This window comes from Thermococcus sp. 21S9, from assembly GCF_012027635.1.
Taxonomy (GTDB): Archaea; Methanobacteriota_B; Thermococci; order Thermococcales; family Thermococcaceae; genus Thermococcus.
This window is the reverse complement of record NZ_SNUS01000053.1, coordinates 1-419: the sequence shown is the minus strand read 5'-3', so window position 1 is coordinate 419 and position 419 is coordinate 1. Positions and strand designations below refer to the sequence as shown.

The following is a 419-nucleotide window of genomic DNA, read 5'->3' as shown; positions in this document are numbered from 1 at the left end:
CGTCAATCAGCTCTTTCTTAATTCCTGGAAACATTTCATCAAGCTTGTCCAGAAGTTCCCCTACAGTTCTTACTCCACTGATTTCAATCTCCTTCTTTCCAGTCAATTCTCTCAATGTGGCATAAAACTTCACCTTCATTAAGACTCACCAAAATCAAGTTTTAGAGTTTGGAAATAAAGATTTTTCTCTCACTCGTGCTCTTTTCTCTTTTTCTCTTTGTTGCGGATATAATCCAATAGTGGCCTAATCCTTTCCCAAACTTCCTCAATTCCTCCATGGCCATTAATTTGGACGTAGATTCCTTGTTTTTTGTAGAACTTAATTATCGGTCGCATATTTCTTATATAAATGTCATATCGCTTTGCAACGATTTCTGGCTTGTCATCGGACCTCTGGACAATTTCACCTCCACATATAA

The 419-nt window shown here is 37.5% G+C and carries 1 protein-coding gene and 1 pseudogene; both read right to left on the bottom strand.

The genetic code is table 11. From position 1 onward, the window contains the following. A partial coding sequence (locus E3E28_RS10930) for a MoaD/ThiS family protein (protein WP_167915467.1) occupies positions 1-139 on the bottom strand: 139 nt, incomplete at its 3' end. 50 nt (positions 140-189) lie between these two features. Beyond that, positions 190-419: pseudogene (locus E3E28_RS10925) on the bottom strand (adenylate kinase); the annotation flags it as partial.